This window comes from Streptomyces sp. MB09-01 (genome assembly GCF_033794505.1).
Taxonomy (GTDB): domain Bacteria; phylum Actinomycetota; class Actinomycetes; order Streptomycetales; family Streptomycetaceae; genus Streptomyces.
This window is the reverse complement of record NZ_JARAYQ010000024.1, coordinates 1-24,546: the sequence shown is the minus strand read 5'-3', so window position 1 is coordinate 24,546 and position 24,546 is coordinate 1. Positions and strand designations below refer to the sequence as shown.

Annotated in this window: 23 protein-coding genes; 11 read left to right on the top strand and 12 right to left on the bottom strand. The window is 71.2% G+C overall.

Annotated elements, in window-relative coordinates; all coding sequences use genetic code 11:
* Position 1 precedes the first annotated feature (1 nt).
* Both PV721_RS07975 and PV721_RS07970 read right to left on the bottom strand, forming a co-directional pair.
* Positions 2–1,363, bottom strand: coding sequence for an ArsA family ATPase (locus tag PV721_RS07975; protein ID WP_319722134.1), 1,362 nt, complete (start codon positions 1,361–1,363; stop codon positions 2–4).
* On the bottom strand, positions 1,360–2,343 hold the full coding sequence (locus PV721_RS07970; protein WP_319722133.1) for an ArsA family ATPase: 984 nt from the start codon (positions 2,341–2,343) through the stop codon (positions 1,360–1,362). Before PV721_RS07970 ends, PV721_RS07975 begins: the two co-directional genes overlap by 4 nt.
* A 102-nt stretch (positions 2,344–2,445) precedes the next feature.
* On the opposite strand from PV721_RS07970, the gene PV721_RS07965 reads away from it, so the two are divergent.
* The 5 genes from PV721_RS07965 to PV721_RS07945 all read left to right on the top strand — a co-directional run bounded on the left by PV721_RS07965 (position 2,446) and on the right by PV721_RS07945 (position 5,288).
* A complete protein-coding gene (locus PV721_RS07965; RefSeq protein WP_007264966.1) occupies positions 2,446–2,607 on the top strand; it encodes a DUF4177 domain-containing protein in 162 nt (53 codons plus the stop codon).
* Positions 2,604–3,077 (top strand): RidA family protein, encoded by a 474-nt coding sequence (locus PV721_RS07960; protein ID WP_319722132.1) that lies wholly within the window; start codon positions 2,604–2,606, stop codon positions 3,075–3,077. The genes PV721_RS07965 and PV721_RS07960 overlap by 4 nt, the downstream gene beginning before the upstream one ends.
* Before the next feature lie 164 nt (positions 3,078–3,241).
* On the top strand, positions 3,242–4,150 hold the full coding sequence (locus PV721_RS07955; RefSeq protein ID WP_319722131.1) for an NUDIX hydrolase: 909 nt from the start codon (positions 3,242–3,244) through the stop codon (positions 4,148–4,150).
* Positions 4,147–4,992: an MBL fold metallo-hydrolase gene (locus tag PV721_RS07950; RefSeq protein WP_319722130.1), complete on the top strand. Its 846-nt coding sequence runs from the start codon at positions 4,147–4,149 to the stop codon at positions 4,990–4,992. Before PV721_RS07955 ends, PV721_RS07950 begins: the two co-directional genes overlap by 4 nt.
* Positions 4,989–5,288: a hypothetical protein gene (locus PV721_RS07945; protein WP_319722129.1), complete on the top strand. Its 300-nt coding sequence runs from the start codon at positions 4,989–4,991 to the stop codon at positions 5,286–5,288. Before PV721_RS07950 ends, PV721_RS07945 begins: the two co-directional genes overlap by 4 nt.
* On the opposite strand, the gene PV721_RS07940 is transcribed toward PV721_RS07945, so the two are convergent.
* Both PV721_RS07940 and PV721_RS07935 read right to left on the bottom strand, forming a co-directional pair.
* Positions 5,285–6,106, bottom strand: coding sequence for a nucleotidyltransferase domain-containing protein (locus PV721_RS07940; RefSeq protein WP_319722128.1), 822 nt, complete (start codon positions 6,104–6,106; stop codon positions 5,285–5,287). The genes PV721_RS07945 and PV721_RS07940 overlap by 4 nt on opposite strands.
* Before the next feature lie 120 nt (positions 6,107–6,226).
* Positions 6,227–6,901: a Crp/Fnr family transcriptional regulator gene (locus tag PV721_RS07935; protein WP_003981529.1), complete on the bottom strand. Its 675-nt coding sequence runs from the start codon at positions 6,899–6,901 to the stop codon at positions 6,227–6,229.
* A gap of 251 nt (positions 6,902–7,152) precedes the next feature.
* Between PV721_RS07935 and nth the strand changes: the two genes are divergently transcribed.
* The 3 genes from nth (at position 7,153) to PV721_RS07920 (ending at position 10,063) form a co-directional block, all read left to right on the top strand.
* Positions 7,153–8,019: an endonuclease III gene (gene nth / locus PV721_RS07930; RefSeq protein WP_319722127.1), complete on the top strand. Its 867-nt coding sequence runs from the start codon at positions 7,153–7,155 to the stop codon at positions 8,017–8,019.
* A gap of 99 nt (positions 8,020–8,118) precedes the next feature.
* Positions 8,119–8,847, top strand: coding sequence for a CoA pyrophosphatase (locus PV721_RS07925; protein ID WP_319722126.1), 729 nt, complete (start codon positions 8,119–8,121; stop codon positions 8,845–8,847).
* A 13-nt stretch (positions 8,848–8,860) separates the two neighbouring features.
* On the top strand, positions 8,861–10,063 hold the full coding sequence (locus PV721_RS07920) for a MarP family serine protease (protein ID WP_319722125.1): 1,203 nt from the start codon (positions 8,861–8,863) through the stop codon (positions 10,061–10,063).
* Between the two features lie 21 nt (positions 10,064–10,084).
* Here the strand turns inward: PV721_RS07920 and PV721_RS07915 are convergent, their stop codons facing one another.
* The 6 genes from PV721_RS07915 to PV721_RS07890 all read right to left on the bottom strand — a co-directional run bounded on the left by PV721_RS07915 (position 10,085) and on the right by PV721_RS07890 (position 18,255).
* Positions 10,085–10,258 (bottom strand): hypothetical protein, encoded by a 174-nt coding sequence (locus tag PV721_RS07915; protein WP_319722124.1) that lies wholly within the window; start codon positions 10,256–10,258, stop codon positions 10,085–10,087.
* 162 nt (positions 10,259–10,420) lie between these two features.
* Complete coding sequence (locus PV721_RS07910; protein ID WP_319722123.1) at positions 10,421–11,380, bottom strand: alpha/beta fold hydrolase; 960 nt, start codon at positions 11,378–11,380, stop codon at positions 10,421–10,423.
* The gene (locus PV721_RS07905) at positions 11,377–11,835 is read right to left on the bottom strand and encodes a phage holin family protein (RefSeq protein WP_319722122.1); all 459 of its coding nucleotides are present in this window, start codon (positions 11,833–11,835) and stop codon (positions 11,377–11,379) included. The genes PV721_RS07910 and PV721_RS07905 overlap by 4 nt, the downstream gene beginning before the upstream one ends.
* Positions 11,836–11,890: 55 nt before the next feature.
* Positions 11,891–13,369 (bottom strand): Na+/H+ antiporter NhaA, encoded by a 1,479-nt coding sequence (nhaA, locus tag PV721_RS07900; RefSeq protein ID WP_416371057.1) that lies wholly within the window; start codon positions 13,367–13,369, stop codon positions 11,891–11,893.
* A gap of 165 nt (positions 13,370–13,534) precedes the next feature.
* Positions 13,535–15,532: an acetate--CoA ligase gene (acs, locus tag PV721_RS07895; RefSeq protein WP_319722120.1), complete on the bottom strand. Its 1,998-nt coding sequence runs from the start codon at positions 15,530–15,532 to the stop codon at positions 13,535–13,537.
* Positions 15,533–15,798: 266 nt separating this feature from the next.
* Entirely contained in the window at positions 15,799–18,255 is a 2,457-nt protein-coding gene (locus tag PV721_RS07890; RefSeq protein WP_319722119.1) for a SulP family inorganic anion transporter, read from the bottom strand.
* A 236-nt stretch (positions 18,256–18,491) separates the two neighbouring features.
* Here PV721_RS07890 and PV721_RS07885 point away from each other — a divergent pair, with 236 nt between their 5' ends.
* Entirely contained in the window at positions 18,492–19,796 is a 1,305-nt protein-coding gene (locus tag PV721_RS07885; RefSeq protein WP_319722118.1) for a hypothetical protein, read from the top strand.
* Here the strand turns inward: PV721_RS07885 and PV721_RS07880 are convergent.
* On the bottom strand, positions 19,750–20,790 hold the full coding sequence (locus tag PV721_RS07880) for an ATP-binding protein (protein WP_319722117.1): 1,041 nt from the start codon (positions 20,788–20,790) through the stop codon (positions 19,750–19,752). The two genes, PV721_RS07885 and PV721_RS07880, sit on opposite strands and share 47 nt — an antisense overlap.
* 109 nt (positions 20,791–20,899) lie before the next feature.
* On the opposite strand from PV721_RS07880, the gene PV721_RS07875 reads away from it, so the two are divergent.
* The gene (locus PV721_RS07875; protein ID WP_319722116.1) at positions 20,900–21,721 is read left to right on the top strand and encodes an oxidoreductase; all 822 of its coding nucleotides are present in this window, start codon (positions 20,900–20,902) and stop codon (positions 21,719–21,721) included.
* A gap of 404 nt (positions 21,722–22,125) precedes the next feature.
* On the opposite strand, the gene PV721_RS07870 is transcribed toward PV721_RS07875, so the two are convergent.
* Complete coding sequence (locus tag PV721_RS07870) at positions 22,126–23,001, bottom strand: HAD-IB family hydrolase (protein WP_319722115.1); 876 nt, start codon at positions 22,999–23,001, stop codon at positions 22,126–22,128.
* Between the two features lie 491 nt (positions 23,002–23,492).
* Here PV721_RS07870 and ssd point away from each other — a divergent pair.
* Positions 23,493–24,546, top strand: a 1,054-nt coding sequence (gene ssd, locus PV721_RS07865; protein WP_319722114.1) for a septum site-determining protein Ssd, incomplete at its 3' end; no start/stop codon positions are given.

Below are 24,546 nucleotides of genomic sequence, written 5' to 3'. Positions count from 1 at the left end.
CCTACGCTCCGGCCGGAACCCCGGCCGCGAGTCGCTCTCCGATGGCCCGCAGCCCGGCGAGGTCGTGCACATCGCCGGGCAGGGCGGCCACTTCGGCCACCGCCACCTCGGGGTGCAGTGAGGTGAAGCGATCGCGTGTGCGCTGTTCACGCGCGATCACCTGCATCCGTTCGGCATGCAGGCGCAGCAGTCCTGCCGTGATCCGGTCGACGACCGCGGTATCGCCTTCGGTGCCGGGGGAGCCTGTCTCGGGAGGGTTCGCGGTCTTTGCGGTCCGTGCCGTCTCTGCCGTCGGTGCGGTTGGCGTCCGTGTGATCGCCGTCCGTGTGGTTCCGGCCGCCTCGGTCGGTCCCGCGGCCGTGTCACGAAGTCCAGCTTTCCCGGACTCCTGATCGACAATGCCGCCTTCTTCAAGATTCTCTGCGGCGGCCAACGCCCGTTCGGCGGACAGCTGGTCGGCGCCGCTGCCGTGCACCCGGTTCAGTACCAGCCCGGCCAGCGGCATGCTCTCCGCGGCCAGCCGCTCCACGAAGTACGCCGCCTCGCGCAGGGCGTCCGCCTCGGGCGCCGCCACCACGAGGAAGGCCGTGCCGGGAGCCTGGAGCAGCCGGAAGGTCGCGTCGGCACGCGTGCGGAAGCCGCCGAACATCGTGTCCATCGCAGCCACGAAGGTCTGCACGTCCTTCAGCAGCGAGGCCCCCATCAGCTTGCTGAGGGTGCCGGTCATCATCGACATGCCGACATTGAGGAACTTCATTCCCGCCCGGCCGCCCACCTTCGCCGGAGCCATCAGCACTCGGATGAACTTCCCGTCCAGGAAGGACCCGAGGCGCTTCGGCGCGTCCAGGAAGTCCAGCGCGGACCGACTCGGCGGGGTGTCCACGATGATCAGGTCCCAGTCGTCCCGGGCCCGCAGCTGTCCCAGCTTCTCCATCGCCATGTACTCCTGCGTGCCCGCGAAGCCGGCCGACAGCGACTGGTAGAAGGGGTTGGCGAGGATGGCCCGGGCCCGCTCGCCGTCCGCGTGCGCCTCGACGATCTCGTCGAAGGTCCGCTTCATGTCCAGCATCATCGCGTGCAGTTCACCGCCGTCGGCGCCCACGCCCGCCACTTTGCGCGGGGTGTTGTCCAGCGAGTCGATGCCCATCGACTGCGCGAGCCGGCGCGCCGGGTCGATGGTGAGCACGACCGCCTTCCGCCCACGCCCGGCCGCCCGTACGCCCAGCGCCGCGGCCGTGGTGGTCTTGCCGACCCCGCCCGCCCCGCAGCACACGACGATCCGGGTCTCCGGGTCGTCCAGCAGCCGGTCGACCGCCAGCCGCGGCGGAGTGTCCAGCCCCACGATGTCCACCCCCTCGCTCATTCGGCCACCGTCTGCTTCCGCAGGTCCTTGGCCAGCTCGTACAACCCGGCCAGATCCACCCCCGCGCCGAGCAGGGGCAGTTCGTACGTCGGCAGGTCCAGCCCCGCCAGTACGGTGCGCTGCGCGCGCTCCAGCTCCACCCGGCTCGCGTGCTCGGCGGCCTGCGTGAGCAGCGGGTCCACCAGCCGCTCGGCCAGCCCGCCGCGGCGCGCACCGCCGAGGCCCGCCCGGGACAACGCCCTGGCCACCTCGGCGCGGTGGTCGCCGGCCGCGGTGCGCAGGGTGTCCTCGTCCAGGTGGTGCGGCCGCACCATGTTGACGACGACCCGGCCGACGGGCAGCCCGGCCTCGCGCAGTTCCCCGATGCCGTCGGCGGTCTCCTGGACTGGCATCTCCTCCAGGAGGGTGACCAGGTGGACGGCCGTCTCGGGGGACTTGAGCACCTTCATGACGGCCTGCGCCTGGTTGTGGATCGGCCCGAACCGGGCCAGGCCCGCCACCTCGTCGTTGACGTTCAGGAACCGGGTGATCCGCCCGGTCGGCGGCGCGTCCATGATCACGTGGTCGTAGACGTACCGGCCGGCCTTGTCCTTGCGCCGCACCGCCTCGCACGCCTTGCCGGTCAGCAGGACGTCACGCAGTCCGGGGGCGATGGTCGTCGCGAAGTCGATGGCGCCGAGCTTCTTGAGCGCGCGGCCGGCCGAGCCGAGCTTGTAGAACATCTGGAGGTAGTCCAGCAGCGCCCGTTCGGCGTCGATGGCGAGCGCGAAGACCTCGCCGCCCCCGCCGGGCGCGACGGCGATCTTCCGCTCCTCGTACGGGAGCGCCTCGGCACCGAAGAGCTGCGCGAGTCCCTGCCTGCCCTCGACCTCCACCAGAAGAGTCCGCTTGCCCTCGCGTGCGAGGGCAAGCGCGAGTGCCGCGGCGACCGTGGTCTTGCCGGTGCCGCCCTTGCCGCTGACCACCTGGAGCCTGCTCACAGCGTCCGAGCCTAACCACTCGCGTCCCGGAACACGCATGAGCCTCCCCCCTGGACTCGGTCCGGGGGGAGGCTCGGCACCACAGGCACTACCCTCGCTCCCATGACCAAGAAGTTCGAATACGCGACGGTCCCGCTGCTGGTTCACGCCACCAAGCAGATCCTGGACACCTGGGGCGAGGACGGCTGGGAGCTCGTCCAGGTCGTGCCCGGCCCGAACAACCCCGAGCAGCTCGTGGCCTACCTGAAGCGGGAGAAGGCATGAGCGGGGCTGTCGACGCGAAGCTGGCCGAGCTCGGCCTGACCCTGCCCGAGGTCGTACCGCCGCTGGCCACGTACCAGCCGGCCGTCCGCTCGGGCGCGTACGTGTACACCGCGGGCCAGCTCCCGATGGTGAAGGGCAACCTGCCGGTCACCGGCAAGGTCGGCGCGGAGGTCTCGCCGGAGCAGGCCAAGGAGCTGGCCGCCACGTGCGCGCTGAACGCCCTGGCCGCCGTCAAGTCGGTCGTCGGCGACCTCGACAAGATCGCGCGTGTCGTGAAGGTCGTCGGCTTCATCGCCTCGGCCCCCGACTTCACGGCCCAGCCGGGCGTGCTCAACGGCGCGAGCGAGCTCCTGGGCGCCGTCCTCGGCGACAAGGGCGTCCACGCCCGCAGCGCGGTCGGCGTGGCGGTCCTGCCGCTGGACGCCCCGGTCGAGATCGAGATCCAGGTCGAACTGGTACCCGGAGCCTGACCCTTTCGGTGGGGCTGGATCGCCTGCAGGGCGATGCAGCCCCTCCGGCGTTTGAGGCGCGGGGTCCGGGGCGAAGCCCCGGGGAGCACGGCGCGGCCCGCCCGCGCCGCACGCCGCGACAGGTGACCCTCGAACATCGGGCCGGATGGCCGTAGCATCCGGCCATGCCGAATGGTCAGCACGGTCAGCAGCAGCCCCCCGCCGGAGGCCAGTGGTACCCGCCGGAGTGGCCCGACCGCATCCGCGCGCTCGCGGACGGCTCCCTCGTCCCGGTGCCACCGCGGCGCGCCGCCACCGTGATGCTCCTGCGCGACACCCCCGCCGGTCCCGTCGTGCACATGCTGCGCAGACGGGCCTCCATGGCGTTCGCCGGGGGCGCGTACGCCTATCCGGGCGGCGGGGTCGACCCCCGCGACGAGGAGCACCAGGTGGGCTGGGCGGGGCCCTCGCAGCAGGACTGGGCCGTCCGGCTCGGTACGGACGCCGGGACCGCCCAGGCCATCGTCTGCGGGGCCGTGCGGGAGACCTTCGAGGAGGCGGGCGTCCTGCTCGCCGGGGAGACCCCGGACACCGTCGTAGGGGACACCACGGGTGACGACTGGGAGGCCGACCGGCAGGCCCTGGTCGCCCGCGAGCTGTCCTTCGCGGAGTTCCTCGACCGCCGCGGCCTGCGGCTGCGCTCCGACCTGCTCGGGGCGTGGGCCCGCTGGATCACCCCGGAGTTCGAGCCGCGCCGCTACGACACCTGGTTCTTCGTCGCCGCCCTCCCCGAGGGCCAGCGCACCCGCAACGCCTCCACCGAGGCCGACCGGACCGTCTGGATCCGCCCGGCCGACGCGGCTGCCGGCTACGACGAGGGCGAGCTGCTGATGATGCCGCCGACCATCTCCACGCTGCGCTCCCTGGAGCCGTACGGGAGCGCCGTCGACGCCCTCACCGCGGCCGCCGCCCAGGACCTCACGCCGGTGCTGGCCGAGGCCGTGCTGGAGGACGGCGAGGTGGTGCTCAGCTGGCCGGGCCACGACGAGTTCACCAAGCGGGTCCGCCTCGGCCGCCCGGGAGGCACCGCATGAGCGACGCCGCCGCACTGCCCGGACAGCCCCGCGGAGTGGTCACCTCCGGGCCGGCGACCGCCCGCGCGGTGAACGTCCTGGCCCCCAACGCCTCCGCGATGACCCTGGACGGCACCAACACCTGGCTCCTCTCCGAGCCCGGCTCCGACCTCGCCGTCGTGATCGACCCCGGCCCGCTGGACGACGCACACCTGCGGGCGGTCATCGCCACCGCGGAGCAGGCCGGCAAGCGGATCGCCCTCACCCTGCTCACCCACGGCCACCCCGACCACGCCGAGGGCGCGGGCCGCTTCGCCGAGCTCACCGGTACCAAGGTCCGCGCCCTGGACCCGGCGCTGCGCCTCGGCGACGAGGGCCTGGCCGCCGGGGACGTGATCCGGACCGGCGGGCTGGAGCTGCGCGTGGTCCCGACGCCGGGCCACACCAGCGACTCGCTCTGCTTCCACCTGCCCGCCGACCGGGCCGTGCTGACCGGCGACACCATCCTCGGGCGCGGCACCACGGTCGTCGCCCACCCGGACGGCCGCCTCGGCGACTACCTGGACTCCCTGCGCCGCCTGCGCTCGCTCACCGTGGACGACGGGGTGCACACCGTCCTTCCGGGCCACGGGCCGGTCCTGGAGGACGCACAGGGAGCCGTCGAGTACTACCTGGCCCACCGCGCGCACCGGCTCGCCCAGGTCGAGACCGCCGTCGAGAACGGGTTCGTCACCCCCGAGGCGGTCGTGGCCCAGGTCTACGCGGACGTGGACCGCTCCCTGTGGCCGGCGGCGGAATGGTCCGTCCGGGCGCAGCTCGAGTACCTTCAAGATCACGGATTGATCCCTGGAGGGCCCGAATGAACACCGTGTTCCTGCTCGTCATGCTGGTCGCAACCGCCGGCTGGATCACCTCGACGGTGTCGCTGCGCGTGAAGAACCTCCAGCTCAAGGCGGACCGGACGGAGCGCCGCCTGGCCCTCGTGCTGGACCACTTCGGCATAGAGGAGCCGGAGCCGGCGGGCATGGACGAGGTACGCGCCCTGATCGCGGCCGACCGGCAGATCTCGGCGATCAAGGCCTACCGCCAGATCACCGGCGCGGGCTTGGCCGAGGCCAAGCTGGCCGTCGAGGACCTCGCCGACACCAGGAAGTCCTAGGCGCTGTCCCGGCCCGCGTCCCGCGGGGTCTTCGTGCCGTGCCGGGCCGTGTACTCGTCCGCGAGCCACGGCCCGAGGTCCTCGACGTACGCGCGCAGCACGGCCGGGTCGGCGACCGGATCCAGGGCCGTGACGGCGGCGGCGCGCATCTGGTCCGCGCGCTCCGGGTAGTAGCCGCCGAAGATCTCCGCGGACTCGGTGAGGTCGCTGGTCCAGCCGCCCCACCGCGGCATCACCAGCGTGAACCCGGTGCGCACCAGGTGCCGTGAGAAGAACCGGCACAGCCTCCGGTGTTCGCCCTCGGTCGACGCCTCCCGCACCCGCTTGCGCCACCCTGGCAGTAGGCCGGCCAGGTCGCCGTTGGTCTCGCGGGCGAGCAGGCTGTCCGGACGGTAGCGCGGCAGGTGCTCGGCCAGGTCCGCGCCGAGCAGTGGCGTGCACAGGCAGGCGAGGAACCAGCCCAGGTCGAATCGTTCCGCCTCGCTCAGCAGGGTGTCCTTGCCGTACAGCAGGATGCCGGCGCCGTCGATCTCGGGGAAGTCCTCGTCGAGCCCGCGCGCCAGCACCTCTGCGGCGTCACGGTCCTCGTCGGCGGGCTCGTGGTGCAGGGCCAGCAGGAGGTCGAGGTCGGACCGCCCGGGCCGGGCCGTCCCGCGCGGCACGGACCCGTACAGGTACGCGCTGTGCAGCCGCCGCCCGTACGCGTCGCGGATCCGCCCGCGGGCGGCCGCCACGACGCCCGCGAACTCCCCCTGGACCTGCCCGAGGGAGCCCTCGCGCTCGAAGTACCCGTACGTGTCCAGACCCCTGTGCTCCATGCCTCCACTGTGCACGGAGCGGCCCCCGAGGCGTTCGAGGCGCGGGGGGCTTGTCCTGGACATGCGAAAGGGGCCCCGCCCCCTCGGGCAGGACCCCCCTCGAACAGCCGGGACCGGGCGTCAGCGCGAGCGCTTCGCCAGGCGCTCCACGTCCAGCAGGATGACCGCACGCGCCTCCAGGCGGAGCCAGCCGCGGCCCGCGAAGTCGGCCAGGGCCTTGTTCACGGTCTCGCGGGAGGCGCCGACGAGCTGTGCGAGCTCCTCCTGCGTGAGGTCGTGCACCACGTGGATGCCCTCCTCCGACTGCACGCCGAAGCGGCGCGACAGGTCGAGGAGCGCCCGCGCCACACGGCCGGGAACGTCGGAGAAGACCAGGTCGGACATCTGGTCGTTGGTCTTGCGCAGGCGCCGGGCGACGGCGCGCAGCAGCGCGGTCGCGACCTCGGGCCGGGCGTTGAGCCAGGGCTGGAGGTCGCCGTGGCCGAGGCCGAGCAGCTTGACCTCGGTCAGGGCGGTGGCGGTGGCGGTGCGCGGGCCCGGGTCGAAGAGCGACAGCTCGCCGATCAGCTCGCCGGGGCCGAGGACGGCCAGCATGTTCTCGCGGCCGTCGGGGGAGGTGCGGTGCAGCTTCACCTTGCCCTCGGTCACGACATACAGCCGGTCGCCGGGGTCGCCCTCGTGGAACAGGGCGTCACCGCGTGCGAGGGTCACCTCGCCCATGGAGGCGCGGAGCTCCGCGGCCTGCTCGTCATCGAGCGCCGCGAAGAGCGGGGCGCGCCGCAGAACGTCGTCCACGAGTCTCTCTCCTATGTCGACCAGCTCAGGGGACCGTGCTCCCCATTTTGCCGGACGGCTCAAACAGTGCGATCAATCACAAGGATGCCGGACGGACGGGCGTGCTGTGCGGCGAGAGGCCAATCGGAGTGGTGTTACCTGAGGTCCGGGCGGGTGTCAGCGGCCGGCCTTAGGCTGGCCGGGTGTCCAATAAGCCGGTGAGAGCACAGGCCAAGGGGTCCGCAGGAGTGACGGCGCCCCAAAATTCAGCCGTGGGCGAACAAGCCCCAGTCAACGCGTCCGCGAGGGCTGCGGCCACCCCCCAGGGCAAAGTTTCGGCCAAGAAACCGAAGGCGGCCAAGCCGGAATCGCGCCTGGCCATGGTGCGCAGGGCGCGGCGCATCAACCGCGAGCTGGCCGAGATCTATCCGTACGCCCATCCGGAACTCGACTTCCGCAATCCCTTCGAACTGCTCGTCGCGACGGTGCTCTCCGCGCAGACGACCGACCTGCGGGTGAACCAGACGACCCCGGCCCTCTTCGCCGCCTACCCGACGCCCGAGGACATGGCCGCGGCCGCTCCCGAGCACCTGGAGGAGCTGATCCGGCCGACCGGGTTCTTCCGGATGAAGGCCAAGTCCCTGCTCGGCCTCTCGCAGGCCCTGCGGGACGACTTCGGCGGGGAGGTCCCGGGCCGCCTCGAAGACCTGGTGACCCTGCCCGGAGTGGGCCGCAAGACCGCGAACGTGGTCCTCGGCAACGCGTTCGGCGTGCCCGGGATCACCGTCGACACCCACTTCGGCCGACTGGTGCGCCGCTGGAAGTGGACCGAGCAGTTGGACCCGGAGAAGGTCGAGGCGGAGATCTGCGCGATCTTCCCGAAGAGCGAGTGGACGATGCTCTCGCACCGTGTCGTCTTCCACGGCCGCCGGATCTGCCACTCGCAGCGGCCGGCCTGCGGGGCCTGCCCGATCGCCCCGCTCTGCCCGGCGTACGGGGAGGGCGAGACGGACCCGGAGAAGGCGGCCAAGCTGCTCAGGTACGAGAAGGGCGGCCAGCCGGGCCAGCGGCTGACCCCGCCCCCGGACTACCCGGGCCTCCCCGCGCCGCCGCTGGGGGGCGCTCCGGCGCCGTCCTGAGCGGTCCCGGGCGGACCCCTGCAGTGGCGCTGCACCTGAGGAACCAATCGGTACCCGCACTGCGTTTGGCGGTGTGGGAGATCACGGACGGGGATGCCTATGACGCGCGGTAGCGGTAGCGGTACACGGGACGAGGCTGCGACGGCAGCCCGCGAGGGCGACGGCATCGCGCTCAGCACGCACGGCCTGCCCGCCTGGCTCGATCCCGTCGTCGAGGCCGCCCGGAGCGTGCAGCCGCGGCAGCTGAGCCGGTTCCTGCCGCCCGAGGACGGCCGCGGGCGGCAGTCCGCCGTGCTCGTCCTCTTCGGGGAGGGCCGCCGCGGTCCCGAGCTGCTCCTCATGGAGCGCGCCGGCACCCTGCGCTCGCACGCGGGGCAGCCGTCCTTCCCCGGTGGCGCGCTGGATCCGGAAGACGGCGATCCGCACACCACCGGCCCGCTGCGCGCCGCGCTGCGCGAGGCCGAGGAAGAGACCGGACTCGACCCTTCCGGTGTCCAGCTCTTCGGTGTGCTGCCCAGGCTCTACATCCCGGTCAGCGAGTTCGTCGTGACCCCGGTCCTCGGCTGGTGGCGCACCCCCAGCCCGGTCGGCGTCGTGGACCCGGCCGAGACGGCGCGGGTCTTCACGGTTCCCGTGGCCGATCTCACGGATCCCGAACACCGGGTCATGGCCGTCCACCCGGCCGGCCACCAGGGGCCGGGATTCACCGTCGAATCGGCTCTGGTCTGGGGTTTCACCGCCGGAGTGATCGACCGGATCCTGCACTTCGCGGGCTGGGAGCGCCCCTGGGACCGCACGCGCCAGGTCCCGCTCGACTGGCGCGCATGAGACGGTGGCCCACGTGAACGTGCTGGACATCCTGTTGCTGCTCGCCGCCGTGTGGTTCGCGATCGTCGGCTACCGCCAGGGGTTCGTCGTCGGCATCCTGTCGGTGATCGGATTCCTCGGCGGTGGCCTCATCGCCGTGTCCTTGATCCCTCTGGTCTGGGACCGGGTGACGGACAACGGCACCCAGGTGTCCACCACCGTCGTCGTCATCGCCGTCGTCGTGATCATCGTCTGTGCCTCGATCGGCCAGGCCCTGACCACCCACCTCGGCAACCGGGTGCGCCGCCAGATCACCTGGTCACCGGCGCGCGCCCTCGACGCGACCGGCGGCGCCCTGGTCAACGTGGTCGCCATGCTGCTGGTGGCCTGGCTCATCGGACTGCTGCTCGCCGGGACCTCACTGCCCACCCTGGGCAAGGAGGTCCGCAACTCCAAGGTGCTCCTCGGCGTGTCGCGGGTGCTGCCCGACCAGGCGAACTCCTGGTTCCTGGACTTCAGCTCCACCCTCGCGCGCAACGGCTTCCCGCAGGTGTTCACCCCGTTCTCCAACGAGCCGATCACCGAGGTCAGGGCGCCCGATCCGGCGCTCGCGATCAGCCCCGTGGCCGAGCAGGCCAAGCGCTCGATCGTGAAGGTCGTCGGCACCGCGCCCAGCTGCAGCAAGGTGCTGGAGGGCACGGGCTTCGTCTTCGCGCCCGGCAAGGTGATGACCAACGCGCACGTCGTCGGCGGGGTCGGCGAGCCGACCGTCCAGATCGGCGGCGAGGGCAAGCTCTACGACGGCAAGGTCGTGCTCTACGACTGGGAGCGCGACATCGCCGTACTGGACGTGCCCAAGCTGAAGGCGCCGGCGCTGGAGTTCACCGAGAAGGACGCGACGAGCGGCAGCGACGCGATCGTCGCCGGCTTCCCGGAGAACGGCGCGTACGACGTCCGCGCCGCCCGCGTCCGCGGCCGGATCAATGCCAACGGACCGGACATCTACCACCGCGGTACTGTCCGACGGGACGTCTACTCGCTGTACGCGACCGTCCGCCAGGGCAACTCCGGCGGCCCGCTGCTGACCCCCGACGGCAAGGTGTACGGGGTCGTCTTCGCGAAGTCCCTCGACGACCCGAACACCGGCTACGCGCTGACGGTGGACGAGATCCGCGACGACATCCAGACCGGCAAGGTCGCCGACCGCCGGGTCAACAGCCAGGGCTGCGCCCTCTGAGGCACCGCGCCCGCCGGGCCCCTACGTCCGTGGATGGCGCAGGCGCGCCGAGACCCAGCGGGCCCGGCGGCGCAGGATGCGCGGAATCCCGAGGCGGAGGTCGTGGCCGTGGCGGCCGGCCCTCTCGTGGGTGCCCGGCGTAGCCGCCGAGCGGTGTTCGTGCGCGGTGTCACCGTAGTCGTGCGTCCAGCTCATACTCCGAGCTGTGCCCGTGCCCCAAGGTCGGTAACCCCGTCAGGGGCGGCCAATTGGCCTATGCGCCAGGCAATTGAATGCTCGTAAGACGAGCGTACGAGCGAACTGTCCGACTTTCACAGGACGATCGGGTTTGACCGGAGGGCGGGGCGGCGGTCCGGCTCAGCGGTCCGGCTCGGGATCCTTCAGCCAGTTCACCAGCTCCGTCGAGAAGGCCACGGGGTCCTCCTCGTGCGGGAAGTGCCCGAGCCCGTCGAACAGCCGCCACCGGTAAGGGGCTTCGACGTACTCCCCGGACCCGGCCGCACTGCGCGTCCGCATCACCGGGTCGAGCGAGCCGTGCAGGTGCAGCGTCGGAACCCGCACCGGCCGCTTCATCCGCCGGTTGAACTGCAGCCCGTCGGGCCGCGCCATCGACCGCATCATCCAGCGGTACGGCTCGATCGAGCAGTGCGCGGTGGACGGGATGCACATGGCCCGCCGGTACACGGCGAGGTCCTCCTCCTCGGGCGGCCGCGGCCCCGACCAGTCCCGGATCAGGTCCCCTACGAGGGCCCCGCCGTCTGCGACGAGTTGACGCTCGGGGACGAACGGCCGCTGGAAGCCCCAGATGTGCGAACTGGCCCGCGTCTGCCCGAAGTCCGACAGCATCGCCGAGCGCCAGCGGCGCGGGTGCGGCATGGAGGAGACGACGAGCCGGCGCACCAGCTTGGGCCGCATCACGGCCGCCGTCCAGGCGAGGTACCCGCCGAGGTCGTGCCCGACGAGGGCGGCGTCCGGCTCGCCGAGGGACCGTACGACCCCGGTGATGTCGAGGGCCAGATTGGCCGGGTCGTAGCCGCGCGGGGTGCGGTCGCTGCCGCCCACCCCGCGCAGGTCCATCGCGACCGCCCGGTACCCGGCGTCGGCGAGCGCGGTCAGCTGGTGCCGCCAGGTCCACCAGAACTGCGGGAAGCCGTGGAGCAGCAGCACCAGCGGCCCGTCGCCGAGTTCGGCGACGTGGAAACGGGCGCCGTTCGCGGCGACGTCCCGGTGCGTCACCGCCTGCCCGCCGGGGAGGTCGAGCCTTACCGCCGTGGCAGCTGTGGGGGGAATGCTGGAATCCGGCGTGGGCGCTGTCATGAGGACGAGCGTGCCACACCCACAGCCTGGTCACTCACCGGCCGCGGGTGAGGCTTGACGGTCCCGACCAGTGCGGCGGTCTGCTTGACGGAGGCGATGGACTTCTCCGGCGGCTTGATCTTCTTGAACTTCCGCACCGCGATCAGCGAGAGCACGCCGGCGATGAGCAGGAACGCACCGCCGACGATGAGGAAGGACCAGGCGAGCCCGAGCCCGAGGTTGTGGATCCCGTACGCCGCGGCGAAGGTCAGCACCGGAAGCGAGAAGACCGCGAACACACCTGCGACGCCGAGGGAGGCGGAGCCGCTGCCCACGCGCTTGACGTCCTCGCGGATCTCCGCCTTGGCGAGGGCGATCTCGTCGTGCACCAGGGCGGACATCTCGGCGGTGGCCGAGGCGACCAGTTGGCCGAGTGTGCGCTCGGCTCCCTGCGCCTCTTGGTCCACTGCGCTCATCGCTCTCTCCCTCTGTCGTCTGCTGCCGTGCGGCTGTCCTGCATCGTCAGTCAGATCATGCCGGACGGTCGCCCTCGGTGGTGGACCCGGCCGCGCTTTGGAGCGCCGCGGCAGCCGCGCTCTCGGCCTTGCGGCGGTGTTCCGCGGCCCGGTCCTCGTAGATCCGGGCCATCCTCAGGTGGTACTCGGGGTTGTGCTCCTCGTAGATGTCCGGGATGCCGTCGTGGTCCTCGTCCCGTTCCTCGGCGTCGGTGAGCGCCCTGTAGGTGCGGTTGCGGAGCTTGAGCATGATGCCCGCGATCACGGCGGCGATGAGCGAGCCGATCAGCACGGCGGCCTTGATCTCGTCGGTGAGGACCGGGTCACCGGCGAAGGCGAGCTCGCCGATCAGGAGGGAGACGGTGAAGCCGATGCCGGCGAGCGAGGCCACGGCGAGCACGTCGGGCCAGGCGAGGTCCTCGTTCAGTTCGGCCTTGGTGAACCGGGCGGCCAGCCAGGTGCCGCCGAAGATGCCCACGGCCTTGCCGACGACGAGGCCGAGGACCACGCCGAGGGTCTCGGGCCGGGTGAACACCTGCGCGATGGCCTCGTCGGAGAGCGAGACCCCGGCGGAGAACAGCGCGAAGAGGGGCACGGCGAGACCGGCCGAGATGGGCCGGACCAGGTGCTCGATGTGCTCGCCGGGGGAATGCTCCTCGCCCTCCCTGCGGGTGCAGCGAAGCATCAGGCCCATGGCGACGCCGGCGATGGTGGAGTGGACGCCGCTGTTGTACATCAGGCCCCAGATGACCAGCGCGAGCGGGACGTAGACGTACCAGCCGCGGACGCCCCGGCGCAGCAGGAACCAGAAGAGGGCCAGGCCCACGAGTGCGCCGCCGAGCGCCAGGAAGTCGATCTCGCTGGTGAAGAACACCGCGATGATCATGATGGCGAAGAGGTCGTCGACGACCGCGAGCGTCAGAAGGAAGGCCCGCAGGGCCGACGGCAGGGAGGTGCCGAGGACGGCGAGGACGGCGAGCGCGAAGGCGATGTCGGTGGCGGTCGGGACCGCCCAGCCGTCCATCGCGCCGTTGCCGAGCGCGTTGACCAGTACGTAGACCAGCGCGGGCACGGCCATGCCGCAGACGGCGGCGATCACCGGGAGGGCGGCCGCCTTGGCATCGCGCAGATCGCCCGCGACCAGCTCGCGCTTGAGCTCGATGCCGGCGACGAAGAAGAAGATCGCGAGGAGCCCGTCGGCCGCCCAGTGCTGGATCGAGAGGTCCAGGCCTAGGGAGCTCGGGCCGAGGTGGAAGTCCCGGACCGCCTGGTAGCTGTCCGTCAGGGGTGGGGTGTTCGCCCAGATCAGGGCGGCGACCGCGGCCGCGAGCAGGAGTACGCCGCCGACCGTCTCGGTGCGCAGGGCATCGGCGATGAAGCGGCGCTCGGGCAGCGAGAGCCGGCCGAGCAGTTTGCGGCTCTGGCGGTCGGTGGGGTTGTGCGCTGCCACGAGGGGGCACCTCCGGGGTCGGTTGGACGGCATGGCGAAGCTCATTGCCGACCAGACTTCCCGGCGCACCCTGTGGTCTTTCTTTACGCTTTCAATATTTTACAGGGTGTACGCGAGGGTGCATCCGGTGATCTTCACTTTATGCGCGAAAGGGACACCCGGCGCGTCGCGTGCCGGATGCCCCTTTCCGTATGCCTCGGTGCCTTGGCGTCAGTCCTCGCTGCCGGCGGCCGGGAGCTTGCTCTGGATCAGGTCCATGACCGAGGAATCGGCGAGCGTGGTGACGTCACCGACCGCACGGTTCTCCGCCACGTCCCGCAGCAGACGGCGCATGATCTTGCCTGAGCGGGTCTTCGGCAGCTCCTGGACGGGCAGGATCCGCTTCGGCTTGGCGATCGGGCCGAGCGTGGTGCCCACGTGGTTGCGCAGGTCCGCGACCAGGCTCTCGGTCTCGGACGCGCTGCCGCGCAGGATGACGAAGGCCACGATGGCCTGGCCGGTGGTCTCGTCGTTGGCGCCGACCACGGCCGCCTCGGCTACCGAGGGGTGCGAGACGAGCGCCGACTCGACCTCGGTGGTCGAGATGTTGTGGCCGGACACCAGCATCACGTCGTCCACCCGGCCGAGCAGCCAGATGTCCCCGTCGTCGTCCTTCTTGGCACCGTCGCCGGCGAAGTACTTGCCCTCGAAGCGCGACCAGTAGGTGTCGATGAACCGCTGGTCGTCGCCCCAGATGGTGCGCAGCATCGAAGGCCACGGCTCGGTGAGGACCAGGTAGCCGCCTCCGCCGTTCGGGACCTCGTGCGCCTCGTCGTCCACGACGGTGGCGGAGATTCCGGGCAGGGCGCGCTGTGCGGAGCCCGGCTTGGTGGCCGTGACGCCCGGCAGCGGGGAGATCATCATCGCGCCGGTCTCGGTCTGCCACCAGGTGTCCACGATCGGGCAGCGGTCGCCGCCGATGTGCTTGCGGTACCAGATCCAGGCCTCGGGGTTGATCGGCTCGCCGACCGAACCCAGCACGCGCAGGCTCGACAGGTCGAACTTCGCGGGGATGTCGTCGCCCCACTTCATGAACGTACGGATGGCCGTGGGCGCCGTGTAGAGGATGGTGACGCCGTACTTCTGCACGACCTCCCAGAAGCGGCCCTGGTGCGGGGTGTCCGGCGTGCCCTCGTACATCACCTGGGTGGCGCCGTTCGAGAGCGGCCCGTAGACGATGTAGGAGTGCCCGGTCACCCAGCCGATGTCGGCGGTGCACCAGTAGACGTCGGTCTCCGGCTTCAGGTCGAAGACCGCGTGGTGGGTGTACGCCGCCTGCGTGAGGTAGCCGCCGGAGGTGTGCAGGATGCCCTTCGGCTTACCCGTGGTACCCGAGGTGTAGAGGATGAAGAGCGGGTGCTCGGCGTCGAAGGGCTGCGGGGTGTGCTCGGCGGACTGGCGGCCGACCACGTCGTGCCACCACACGTCACGGCCCTCGGAGAAGGCGGTGTCCTGGCCGGTGCGGCGCACGACGAGCACGTGCTCGACCTGCGGGCACTTGGCGACGGCCTCGTCGATGGCGGGCTTCAGGGCACTGGGCTTGCCGCGTCGGTAGCCGCCGTCGGCGGTGATGACCAGCTTGGCGTCGGCGTCCTGGATGCGGGAGGCGACGGCGTCGGCGGAGAAGCCGCCGAAGACGACGGAGTGCGCGGCGCCGACGCGGGCGCACGCGAGCATCGCGACGACCGCCTCGGGGATCATCGGCAGGTAGACGGCGACGCGGTCGCCCGCCTCGACACCGAGCTCGGTCAGGGCGTTGGCGGCCTTGGAGACCTCGTCCTTGAGCTCGGCGTAGGTGATCGCGCGGCTGTCGCCGGGCTCGCCCTCGAAGTGGATGGCGACGCGGTCGCCGTTGCCGGCCTCGACGTGGCGGTCCACGCAGTTGTAGGCAACGTTCAGCTTGCCGTCCGCGAACCACTTCGCGAAGGGCGGATTCGTCCAGTCGAGCGTCTCGGTCGGCTCGGTGGCCCAGGTCAGCCGCCGGGCCTGCTCGGCCCAGAAGCCCAGCCGGTCCGCGTCGGCCTGTGCGTACGCAGCCTCTGTCACATTGGCGGCGGCGGCCAGATCGGCAGGCGGTGCGAACCGCCGCTCCTCCTTGAGCAGATTGGCCAGGCTCTCATTGCTCACGACATCTCCCTTTCCCAGGGTGTCCGTTGTGTCCCCGGGCATAGCTCATCAGTCAGCGGCCCAGGTGACAAGGGGTAGCCGAGAATTGGTTTAGACCTATATCACGATCGGCCCCGCACGAGAACGACGCGCGAAGGCCTCTTCTCGCTGCAGGGGGGCGGGAAGAGGCCGCACGGTTGCACGGATACGGGAGGCTATCGGTTCACGGGCGCTGGGCTTCAGGGGTGTCGTGGTGCAGGCGTGCCGTGGTTCAGGTGTCGTGATTCAGGTGTCGTGGTGCAGGCGTCGTGGTGCAGGCGTGGCGCGGTTCAGGCGTGCTGGCCCACGGTGTCGAAGACGCGGCAGTCGAAGAAGTCCTCGCCCTCGGACAGCAGGTAGGCCTGCGCCTCGCCCACGTGGAAGTACATCCCGTGCAGCTCCAGGGTGCCCTCGGCGAGCCGCCTGGCCACGGATTCGTGCGCCCGCAGGTGCTCCAGCTGCTGGACCACGTTGGTCAGGCACAGCTGCTCCACCGCGTCCGCCGGGAGCCGGCCCGAGATCCGGGCCCAGGCGTGGTGGCGGCTGGCCATCCGCTCCAGGCTGGGCAGCCCGTGCCGCAGCCAGCGGCGCAGCGGGGTCATCGGAACGCCGGGCGCGGAGCTGAGCAGGGCCTGCATGGCCCCGCAGCCCGAGTGCCCGCACACGGTGATGCTGTCCACCTTCAGCACGTCCACGGCGTACTCGATCGCCGCCGCCACGGAGTCGTCCGTGGACTCCGCGCCGGGCAGCGGAACCAGATTGCCGACATTGCGGACGGTGAACAGATCGCCCGGGCCGCTGGCCGTGATCATGCTGGTCACCAGGCGGGAGTCCGCGCAGGTGAGGAAGAGCTGGGAGGGTCGCTGCCCCTCGCGGGCGAGCCGGGCCAGTTCGTCCCGCACGTGGGGGGCGGTGTCCCGCTGGAAGGCGCTGATCCCGCTGGCCAGTTGGCCGGCGCCCCGCCGCCGGGGCTCCGGCGTGGGGGCTTCGGCCGCGGAGGCCCCGGCGGCAGCTGCTGCCATGGCCGCGGCCGTCGGCGTACGGGTCCCCGTGGGGCGGTGGTCGCAGTGGTTCTGCCAAGGGGTCCAGGGCCGGCAGCACTGGTGCACCCCGCGCTGGGCCGCGCGCCGGGAGCGGTCGGCGCCGTGGGCCGCGTGCATCCCGTCCGCGGTCGCCCCGGGGGTCCCGTCGGAGCCGCCTGCGTCGTCGGTGTCGTCGGCGCCCTCGGCCGGGTCGGCGTCGCCCGAGGTCAGCGTCGCCGAGCCGGAGCGGCCGGTGACCTCCAGCGAGCCCCCGTGCGCCAGGTGGGACTCCTGCCAGTCGTGCAGCGTCTCGTAGGCCGCGTGGTCCATGAAGGAGCCGTCCAGCTCGATCACCGCGTGCGCGTCGTGCGGAATCTGGTTCAGCACCCGGCTCAGCCGCGGTACCGCGAGGAAGGTCAACTGTCCGCGCGCCTGTACCCGGTGGATCCCGCTGTCCAGCCGTTCCATGGTGATCCGGGTCCGGGCGAGCCGGTGCAGGGCAAGGGCGACGGCCACCGCGATGCCGATGGCCACGCCCTCCAGGACCCCGCCGAGCACCACGGCCACGATGGTCGTGCCGTAGACGAGGATCTCCCGGTGACGGGTGACACTGCGCAGGTGGGTGATGCTGACCATCTGCACGCCCACGGCCATCACCAGCGCGGCCAGTGTGGCCAGCGGGATCAGGTCGAGGACCGGGACCAGGAGTCCGGCCGCGAGGAGCACCCAGAGTCCGTGCATCATGGCCGATTTCCGGCTGACCGCACCGGACTTGACGTTCGCCACGCTGCGGACGGCCACGCCCGTGATGGGCAGTCCGCCCAGGGCTCCGGAGACGATGTTCGCCGCGCCCTGCCCCCGCAGTTCCCGGTTGAGGTCGGCGCGCGGCGGCCGGTTGCCCGTACGTCGCTCGGAGGCGATCAGCTTGTCGGTCGCGACCGCGGAGAGCAGGGACTCGACGCTGCCGACCAGGGTGATGGTCAGTACGGCGGCGATGATTCCGAGGACCGGCCCCTCGGGCAGCTCGGGCAGGGCGTGGCTGCTCCAGGACGGCAGGTCCACCCGGGGCAGGCTGAGCCCGGCCAGGGTGGCGAAGACGGTGGCCGTGGCGACGGCGGCGAGCGCTGCCGGCACCTTGCGCAGGGCACCGCCCGCCCGCCCGGGCAGCCGCGGCCAGCCGAGCAGGACGATCAGGGTCAGCACGCTGACCCCGAGCGCGACCGGGTGCAGGTCGGCCAACTGGCCGGGCAGGCCCATGACGTTGGCCACGGCGGAGCTCTGCGGTGTGCCGCCGAGCACGATGTGCAGCTGGGCCAGGGCGATGGTCACGCCGATGCCGGCGAGCATGCCGTGCACGATGGCCGGGCTGACCATGAGCGCCGAGCGGGCGGTGCGGAGTGCGGCGAGGCCGAGCTGGCAGAGGCCTGCGAGCACGGTGATGGCACATGTGGTGCGCCACCCGTAGTGCTGGATCAACTCGGCGGTGACCACGGTGAGTCCGGCTGCGGGGCCGCTGACCTGGAGCGGTGCGCCGCCGAGCCGCCCGGCGACGATCCCGCCGGCCGCCGCGGCGACCAGCCCCGCCTGGAGGGGGGCGCCGGTGGCCAGGGCGATGCCGAGCGAGAGGGGCAGGGCGATCAGGAAGACGGCGATTGAGGCGGAGAGGTCCGCGGGTAGGTCTTTGCGGATCTGGTCGGTCGTGCGTGTGGGGGAGCTGGCTGTCATAGGTTCCCGTCTCCTCTGGGGGAGGGATGAAGCGGCGGGAGTCTCAACACTCGGTAAATGGATGGTAATGGAGAGTAAAGGCAAGTGGTGGATAATACGGGCAAATGGCGCATGAATTAGCACTCAAGAGTGATTAAGCATTTTGTCCGGCTTGTCATACCTTCCTCAAAGTTGCCCGCGTGGGACGTTGCGGCACGGAAGACCTGCGATGGAACTGCGAGGGAGAGGTGGGGCGGATGATCGCCGCCACGAAGAAGATCGCCGGCGGCCTGGTCGCCACGGCGCTGGTCCTGGGAGTTGCCGGGTGCAGTGCCTCGGAATCCGCCAAGTCCCCGAGGCCGGGGGCCCCGAACGCGCGGAAGGGCAACGCCCCCGAGGCCCCCGGCAGCGTCAACCGGCCCATCGGCGACGGTTCGACGGCGTACACCGGCCCCCAGCCGAACGTGCAGAAGGCGCAGAAGCTCAAGCCCGGCGAAAAGCCGCCGCAGTTCGTGGTGTTCTCCTGGGACGGGGCCGGCGAGGACAGCCAGAAACTCTTCTCGCACTTCCGCGAGGTCGGCAAGCAGTACAACGCCCGCATGACCTATTTCCTCAGCGGCGTCTACATGCTCCCCGAGGAGAAACGTTCCCTCTACACCGCGCCGCAGCACGCGCCCGGCCGCTCCGACATCGGCTTCGGCGACCTCCAGGGCATCAAGGACACCGCCACCCAGGTCCGCGCCGCCTGGCTCGAGGGGAACGAGATCGGCACCCACTTCAACGGGCACTTCTGCGGGCCGGACGGCGGCGTCGGCACCTGGTCCGTGGACGAGTGGAAGAGCGAGATCAACCAGGCGAAGTCCTTCGTCAAGAACTGGAAGACCAATGCCGGCCTGAAGACCATGGAGGCGCTCCCCTTCGACTACGACAAGGAGCTCATCGGCGCCCGCACCCCCTGCCTCGAAGGCCAGAAGAACTTCATGCTGGCGGCGAAGGACATGGGCTTCCGCTACGACTCCAGCGGCATCAGCAAGCAGATCTGGCCCAAGAAGACGGACGGACTCTGGGACGTCCCGCTCCAGCTGGTGCCCATGCCGGGCCGCGCCTTCGACACCCTGAGCATGGACTACAACTACATGGTCAACCAGTCCGGGACGACCTCGCAGGGAGATCCCTCGCAGCACGCGTACTGGGGCGACCAGATGCGCGACGGCCTGCGGGAGGCGTTCGACCGCGTCTACCAGGGCAACCGTGCGCCGCTGATCATCGGCAACCACTTCGAGTCCTGGAACGGCGGCACCTACATGCGCGCCGTCGAGGAGTCCATCAAGACCATGTGCACGAAGCCGGAGGTCCGCTGCGTGCCGTTCCGCGAGCTGGTGGACTGGCTGGACGCCCAGGATCCGAAGGCCCTGGAGTGGATGCGCACCCTCGACGTCGGCGAGGCGCCGAAGCAGGGCTGGGCGAAGTTCCTGACCGCGGGGCCGCCGGCGGCGCCGGCCGCCCCCGCGGGCGTCAAGCCGGCTGCGGAGCCGGCTGATGAGAGTGCGGACGAGGGCTGACGAAGGACTCGCCTCCGGCGGTGCTCGCGACCCCCTCGCGCAGGGTGAAGCCGGGGTCGATCTGGTCCGCCAGGTCGACCCCGGTCTTGGCGTTGCCCCAGCTCTCCGCGTTCTTGAGGTGGAACCGCACCATCTGCTCGGTGTACCGGTCCCAGTCGCGGTGCGCGTACGAGTCGTCGGCGGCGTCCTGGAGCGCCTGGAGGGCGAACCGGTTGGTCGCCTCCAGCAGCTCGAAGGCGGCCGGACGGCCCTTCTCCATCGCCCGTACCCAGTCGGAGTGCCCGACGGTGACCAGCAGGTCCCCGCCCACCTCGTCCTGGAGGAACTCGATGTCCTCGGGGCCCTGCACCTTGTTGCCGATGACCTTCAGCGCGATCCCGAAGTCCCGCGCGTACTCCTTGTACTGGCGGTAGACGGAGACCCCCTTGCGGGTCGGTTCGGCCACCAGGAAGGTCATGTCGAAGCGGGTGAACATGCCCGAGGCGAAGGAGTCGGAGCCGGCCGTCATGTCGACGACCACGTACTCGTCCGGGCCGTCGACCAGGTGGTTGAGGCACAGCTCGACCGCCCCGACCTTGGAGTGGTAGCAGGCCACGCCGAGGTCGGCCTCGGTGAAGGGCCCGGTGGCCATGAGCCGTACGGGCTCCCCGTCCAGCAGCAGCGTGCGCGCGCAGGCCTCGTACACCGGGTTGTCCTCGATGACCCGCAGCAGGCGCGAGCCCCGGCCGGGCGGCGTGGTCTTGATCATCGTGTCGGCGGACGCGATGCGCGGGTTGGAGCCCCGCAGGTACTCCTTGATCAGGGGCAGGTGTGCGCCCAGGGCGGGCAGTTCGGCGGCCTCGTCCTCGCCGAGGCCGAGCGCGGCGCCCAGGTGCTGGTTGATGTCGGCGTCCACCGCGACGACGGGGGCTTCATTGGCGGCGAGGTGGCGGATGAAGAGGGAGGACAGCGTCGTCTTGCCGCTGCCGCCCTTTCCCACGAAAGCGATCTTCATGTTCACCAAGCGTAGTGGGTCAGTAGCACGGTGTTGTCGAGGTGAGTGAAGAAGACCACTCCAAGGAGGGGTCGGTGCTATGGGTGCGCAGTGCGTAGGCTCCCTACTTATGAGTAGCGCTGCTGACCCGTTGGTCGCCCTGACGGGGCTCCCGGGTGTCCCCGAGTCCGTGGATTCCGTACGCAAGGCCGTGGACCGGGTCTACGGGCACCGGGTGATGCGCCGCCGAAGCGGTGAGATCACCTCGGAGGCCGCCCTGCGCGGTGCCCGCGGGAGCGCGGCGCTGTCCGGTGCGGACTGGGCGCTGGAGGAGGTGCGCCGCCGCACCGACTTCGGGTCGGAGCCGGAGGCGCTGACGGTGGGCGCGGCCCTGCGGCTCACCGCGGAGGCCGGGCAGCTGTTGAGCATCTGGCGTCAGTCGCCGCTACGGGTCCTCGCGCGGCTGCACCTGGTGGCGTCGGGGTCGACAGCGGAGGGGGACGTGGTCGGCCGCCCCCGCCTGGCGGGCGAGCAGGTGGTGGAGCCCCTGGTGGACCTCCCGCTGCCGAGCGCCGAGGAAGTCGCCGGCCGGCTGGACGGACTGTCCCGCCTGATCATCGCGGGCGGATCCGCCCCGGCCCTGGTCACGGCGGCGGTGGTGCACGGCGAACTGCTGGCCCTGCGCCCCTTCGCCTCGTACAACGGGCTGGTCGCGCGGGCGGCCGAGCGCATCGTCCTGATCAACAGCGGTCTGGACCCGAAGGCGATCTGTCCGGCGGAGGTCGGCCATGCGGAGCAGGGGCGCGAGGCGTACCTGGCCGCTTTCGAGGGCTATGTCTCCGGCACTGCGGAGGGGATGTCCGCCTGGATCGCCCACTGCGGGCGGGCGATCGAGCTCGGGGTGCGCGAGTCGACGGCGGTCTGCGAGGCCCTCCAGCGCGGCGCGGCCTGACCCGGGGCCGGAAGGCGGGGGAGGAAGCCTGTGGCCGGGGGGCGGATCGTCCCCGGACATGGGTTGCGGCGACACCGTACTGCTTTGGTGTCGCCGCTGGCATTCACGCCCAGTTACCAAGCGTCCTCGATAGTTGCCCATCAGGTCGGGGACTTTGCCCGTTACCTGGTGCGGCTGGCCCGTAATCGACGGGTCGACGTCGCGTGGGTGCTCGGCGTTCATGCTTCGGTCCGTGGGCCTTACTGCGTTTTAAAGATGATCCTCTCGGATGTTCTTTGGTCTCGCGGGCCGTTGCTTTATTTGTACTCCGCTTCGGTGCCATGCGAAACCCCTGTCTCCACTTTTTACTTTCCGGGGCGAGTTCGGGTGAACCGGACAGCTCGTATCCGCGCAGGTCAGGACAATCAGGCAGACGTGGCGGCGGCCAGCGCATTGGCCCGGCGGCGGCTCGCGTACCAGACCAGCCCGGCCGTGGCCGCTGCAGCACCCACGGCGGCCGCTGCAACCAGGGCCGGGCGCGTCGGCATCGACAGCCCGGGAAGCCGCTGCTTGAGCCGCACGGGCCGGTTGAACACCAGGACCGGCCACTCGCGGGCCACGGCTTCCCGCCGCAGCGCCCGGTCGGGATTGACCGCGTGCGGGTGTCCCACGGCCTCCAGCATCGGGATGTCGGTGGCCGAGTCGCTGTAGGCGTAGCACCGGGCGAGGTCGTACCCCTCGGACTCCGCGAGCTCGCGCACCGCTTCCGCCTTGGTGGGTCCGTACGCGTAGTACTCGATCTCACCGGTGAAGCAGCCGTCCTCGCCCACGACCATGCGCGTGGCGACGACCCGGTCCGCGCCGAGCATCTCCCCGATGGGCTCGACGACTTCCGCGCCGGAGGTCGACACGATCACCACGTCGCGACCGGCCGTGTGGTGGGCCTCGATCAGCGAGGCGGCCTCGTCGTAGATGATCGGGTCGATGAGGTCGTGCAGGGTCTCCGCGACGATCTCCCGCACCTGCTGCACGTTCCACCCCTTGCAGAGGCCGGACAAGTACTCGCGCATCCGTTCCATCTGATCGTGGTCGGCGCCGCCGGCCAGGAAGATGAACTGCGTGTACGCGGTGCGCAACACGGCTCGCCGGTTGATCAGGCCGCCTTGGTAGAAGGACTTGCTGAACGTCAGGGTGCTCGACTTCGCAATGACCGTCTTGTCCAGGTCGAAGAAGGCTGCGGTGCGAGGCGAGGAGTGCGGCAAGGGCTGATTTTCCACGCCCCGAGCATATGCGCCCACCATTCGGCGTAAGGTGTGGCGCGTGGGTTTGCCTGAGAGGGCTCTCGGGTACACCATGGAAGTCACGGATCGTTCGCGACCGTGCTAACCCGGTCTGGCTCCTCCCCCCCCGAGTCGGACCGTGGGGACGACCCCCGCTCTCCCCCCCGGCGGGGGTCGTCGCATGTCCGGACGCGGTTCGCGTCCCGGCTTTCGGCCCCAAGTGACCATCCCTCCGGCCCTGCTCTTGTGCGGGGCCGACGCGGCGAAGGCCCCTCACCACATCAGACTCGTGACGGTGCGTAGTGGTTCCGCCGCGCTCCGGAACTCACCTGCGAGGGTGACCGGGTTATTCACAATCGACGGGTTGTCCACAGTTATCGAGCAAGATCCACTTGTTTTTCCTGATCGCTGCACGGTGATTCCAGCCGCGAAGTCCGCGGTGCTGGATTTGCAGTGAGAAGGGGGCGGAGATCGTGGCTCGATCGAAGTCGTGTGAAACGCCGGAGTCCGTGGTGGCGGGCACGGGAGCGGGGGCCGGGGCCGCGCCCGGCGGCGGCCGGCCGCTGATCGTCACCGAGGATCCCGTGCTCCTCGACGATCTGCTGAGGTTGTGCGCCGCCGCGGGGGCCGAGCCGCATGTGCACCACGCGGTGCCCGAGCAGAGCGGCGCGGGCGGTGTGCCCGGCGCAAGCGACGCAAGTGCCGGGGGCGTCGGCTGGGATTCCGCGCCGCTCGTGCTCGTCGGGGACGACGCCGCGGGGCGGGTGCGCGGCGCCCCGCGCAGGACCGGGGTGTTCCTCGTCGGCCGGGACCTGGACGACCCCCTCGTGTGGCAGCGCGCCGTGGAGATCGGCGCCGAGGAGGTGCTGCGCCTTCCCGATGCCGAGAGTCTGCTCGTCGACCGCATCGCCGACGTCGTGGAAGGGGCCGGGCGGCCCGCCCTCGCCGTCGGGGTGATCGGAGGCGCCGGCGGGGCCGGAGCGTCCACCCTCGCATGCGCGCTCGCGGTCCGGGCCGCCCGCGCCGGGGAGCGGACCATCCTCATCGACGGCGATCCGCTGGGCGGGGGCATGGACGTGCTGCTCGGCGGCGAGAGCGCCGAAGGGCTGCGCTGGCCCGACTTCGCGGCGTCGCGGGGGCGGGTCGGCGCCGGAGCGCTGGAGGAGTCCCTGCCCGAGCTGCACGCCCTGCGGGTGCTCAGCTGGGACCGCGGGGACCGGGTGGTGGTGCCGCCCGCCGCGATGCGGTCGGTGGTGGCCGCCGCGCGCCGCCGGGGCGGGGTCGTGGTCGTCGACCTCCCTCGGCGGGTGGACGAAGCCGTGGCCGAGGTGCTGGCCCAGCTCGACCTGGTGCTGATGGTGGTGCCGGGCGAACTGCGGTCGGTGGCCGCAGCTGGCCGAGTGGCGGCCGGGGTGCGGATGGTGGCCCGGGACGTGCGCGTCGTCGTACGGGGCCGCTGCCCCGTCGGGCTGGATCCGGAGGCCGTGGCGGGGCTGCTGGGGGCTCCGCTGGCCGGCGAGGTGCCGGTCGAGGTGGGCTTGCCGGGGCGGGTGGCCGAGGGGGAGC

Coding starts and splice junctions, on each gene's coding strand:
- PV721_RS07975 (WP_319722134.1), bottom strand. CDS start 1,363: ATGAGCGAGGGGGTGGACATCGTGGGGCTGGACACTCCGCCGCGGCTG.
- PV721_RS07965 (WP_007264966.1), top strand. CDS start 2,446: ATGACCAAGAAGTTCGAATACGCGACGGTCCCGCTGCTGGTTCACGCC.
- PV721_RS07960 (WP_319722132.1), top strand. CDS start 2,604: ATGAGCGGGGCTGTCGACGCGAAGCTGGCCGAGCTCGGCCTGACCCTG.
- PV721_RS07955 (WP_319722131.1), top strand. CDS start 3,242: ATGCCGAATGGTCAGCACGGTCAGCAGCAGCCCCCCGCCGGAGGCCAG.
- PV721_RS07950 (WP_319722130.1), top strand. CDS start 4,147: ATGAGCGACGCCGCCGCACTGCCCGGACAGCCCCGCGGAGTGGTCACC.
- PV721_RS07945 (WP_319722129.1), top strand. CDS start 4,989: ATGAACACCGTGTTCCTGCTCGTCATGCTGGTCGCAACCGCCGGCTGG.
- PV721_RS07940 (WP_319722128.1), bottom strand. CDS start 6,106: ATGGAGCACAGGGGTCTGGACACGTACGGGTACTTCGAGCGCGAGGGC.
- PV721_RS07925 (WP_319722126.1), top strand. CDS start 8,119: ATGACGCGCGGTAGCGGTAGCGGTACACGGGACGAGGCTGCGACGGCA.
- PV721_RS07915 (WP_319722124.1), bottom strand. CDS start 10,258: ATGAGCTGGACGCACGACTACGGTGACACCGCGCACGAACACCGCTCG.
- PV721_RS07910 (WP_319722123.1), bottom strand. CDS start 11,380: ATGACAGCGCCCACGCCGGATTCCAGCATTCCCCCCACAGCTGCCACG.
- PV721_RS07905 (WP_319722122.1), bottom strand. CDS start 11,835: ATGAGCGCAGTGGACCAAGAGGCGCAGGGAGCCGAGCGCACACTCGGC.
- nhaA (WP_416371057.1), bottom strand. CDS start 13,369: ATGAGCTTCGCCATGCCGTCCAACCGACCCCGGAGGTGCCCCCTCGTG.
- acs (WP_319722120.1), bottom strand. CDS start 15,532: ATGCCCGGGGACACAACGGACACCCTGGGAAAGGGAGATGTCGTGAGC.
- PV721_RS07890 (WP_319722119.1), bottom strand. CDS start 18,255: ATGACAGCCAGCTCCCCCACACGCACGACCGACCAGATCCGCAAAGAC.
- PV721_RS07885 (WP_319722118.1), top strand. CDS start 18,492: ATGATCGCCGCCACGAAGAAGATCGCCGGCGGCCTGGTCGCCACGGCG.
- PV721_RS07880 (WP_319722117.1), bottom strand. CDS start 20,790: ATGAAGATCGCTTTCGTGGGAAAGGGCGGCAGCGGCAAGACGACGCTG.
- PV721_RS07875 (WP_319722116.1), top strand. CDS start 20,900: ATGAGTAGCGCTGCTGACCCGTTGGTCGCCCTGACGGGGCTCCCGGGT.
- PV721_RS07870 (WP_319722115.1), bottom strand. CDS start 23,001: ATGGTGGGCGCATATGCTCGGGGCGTGGAAAATCAGCCCTTGCCGCAC.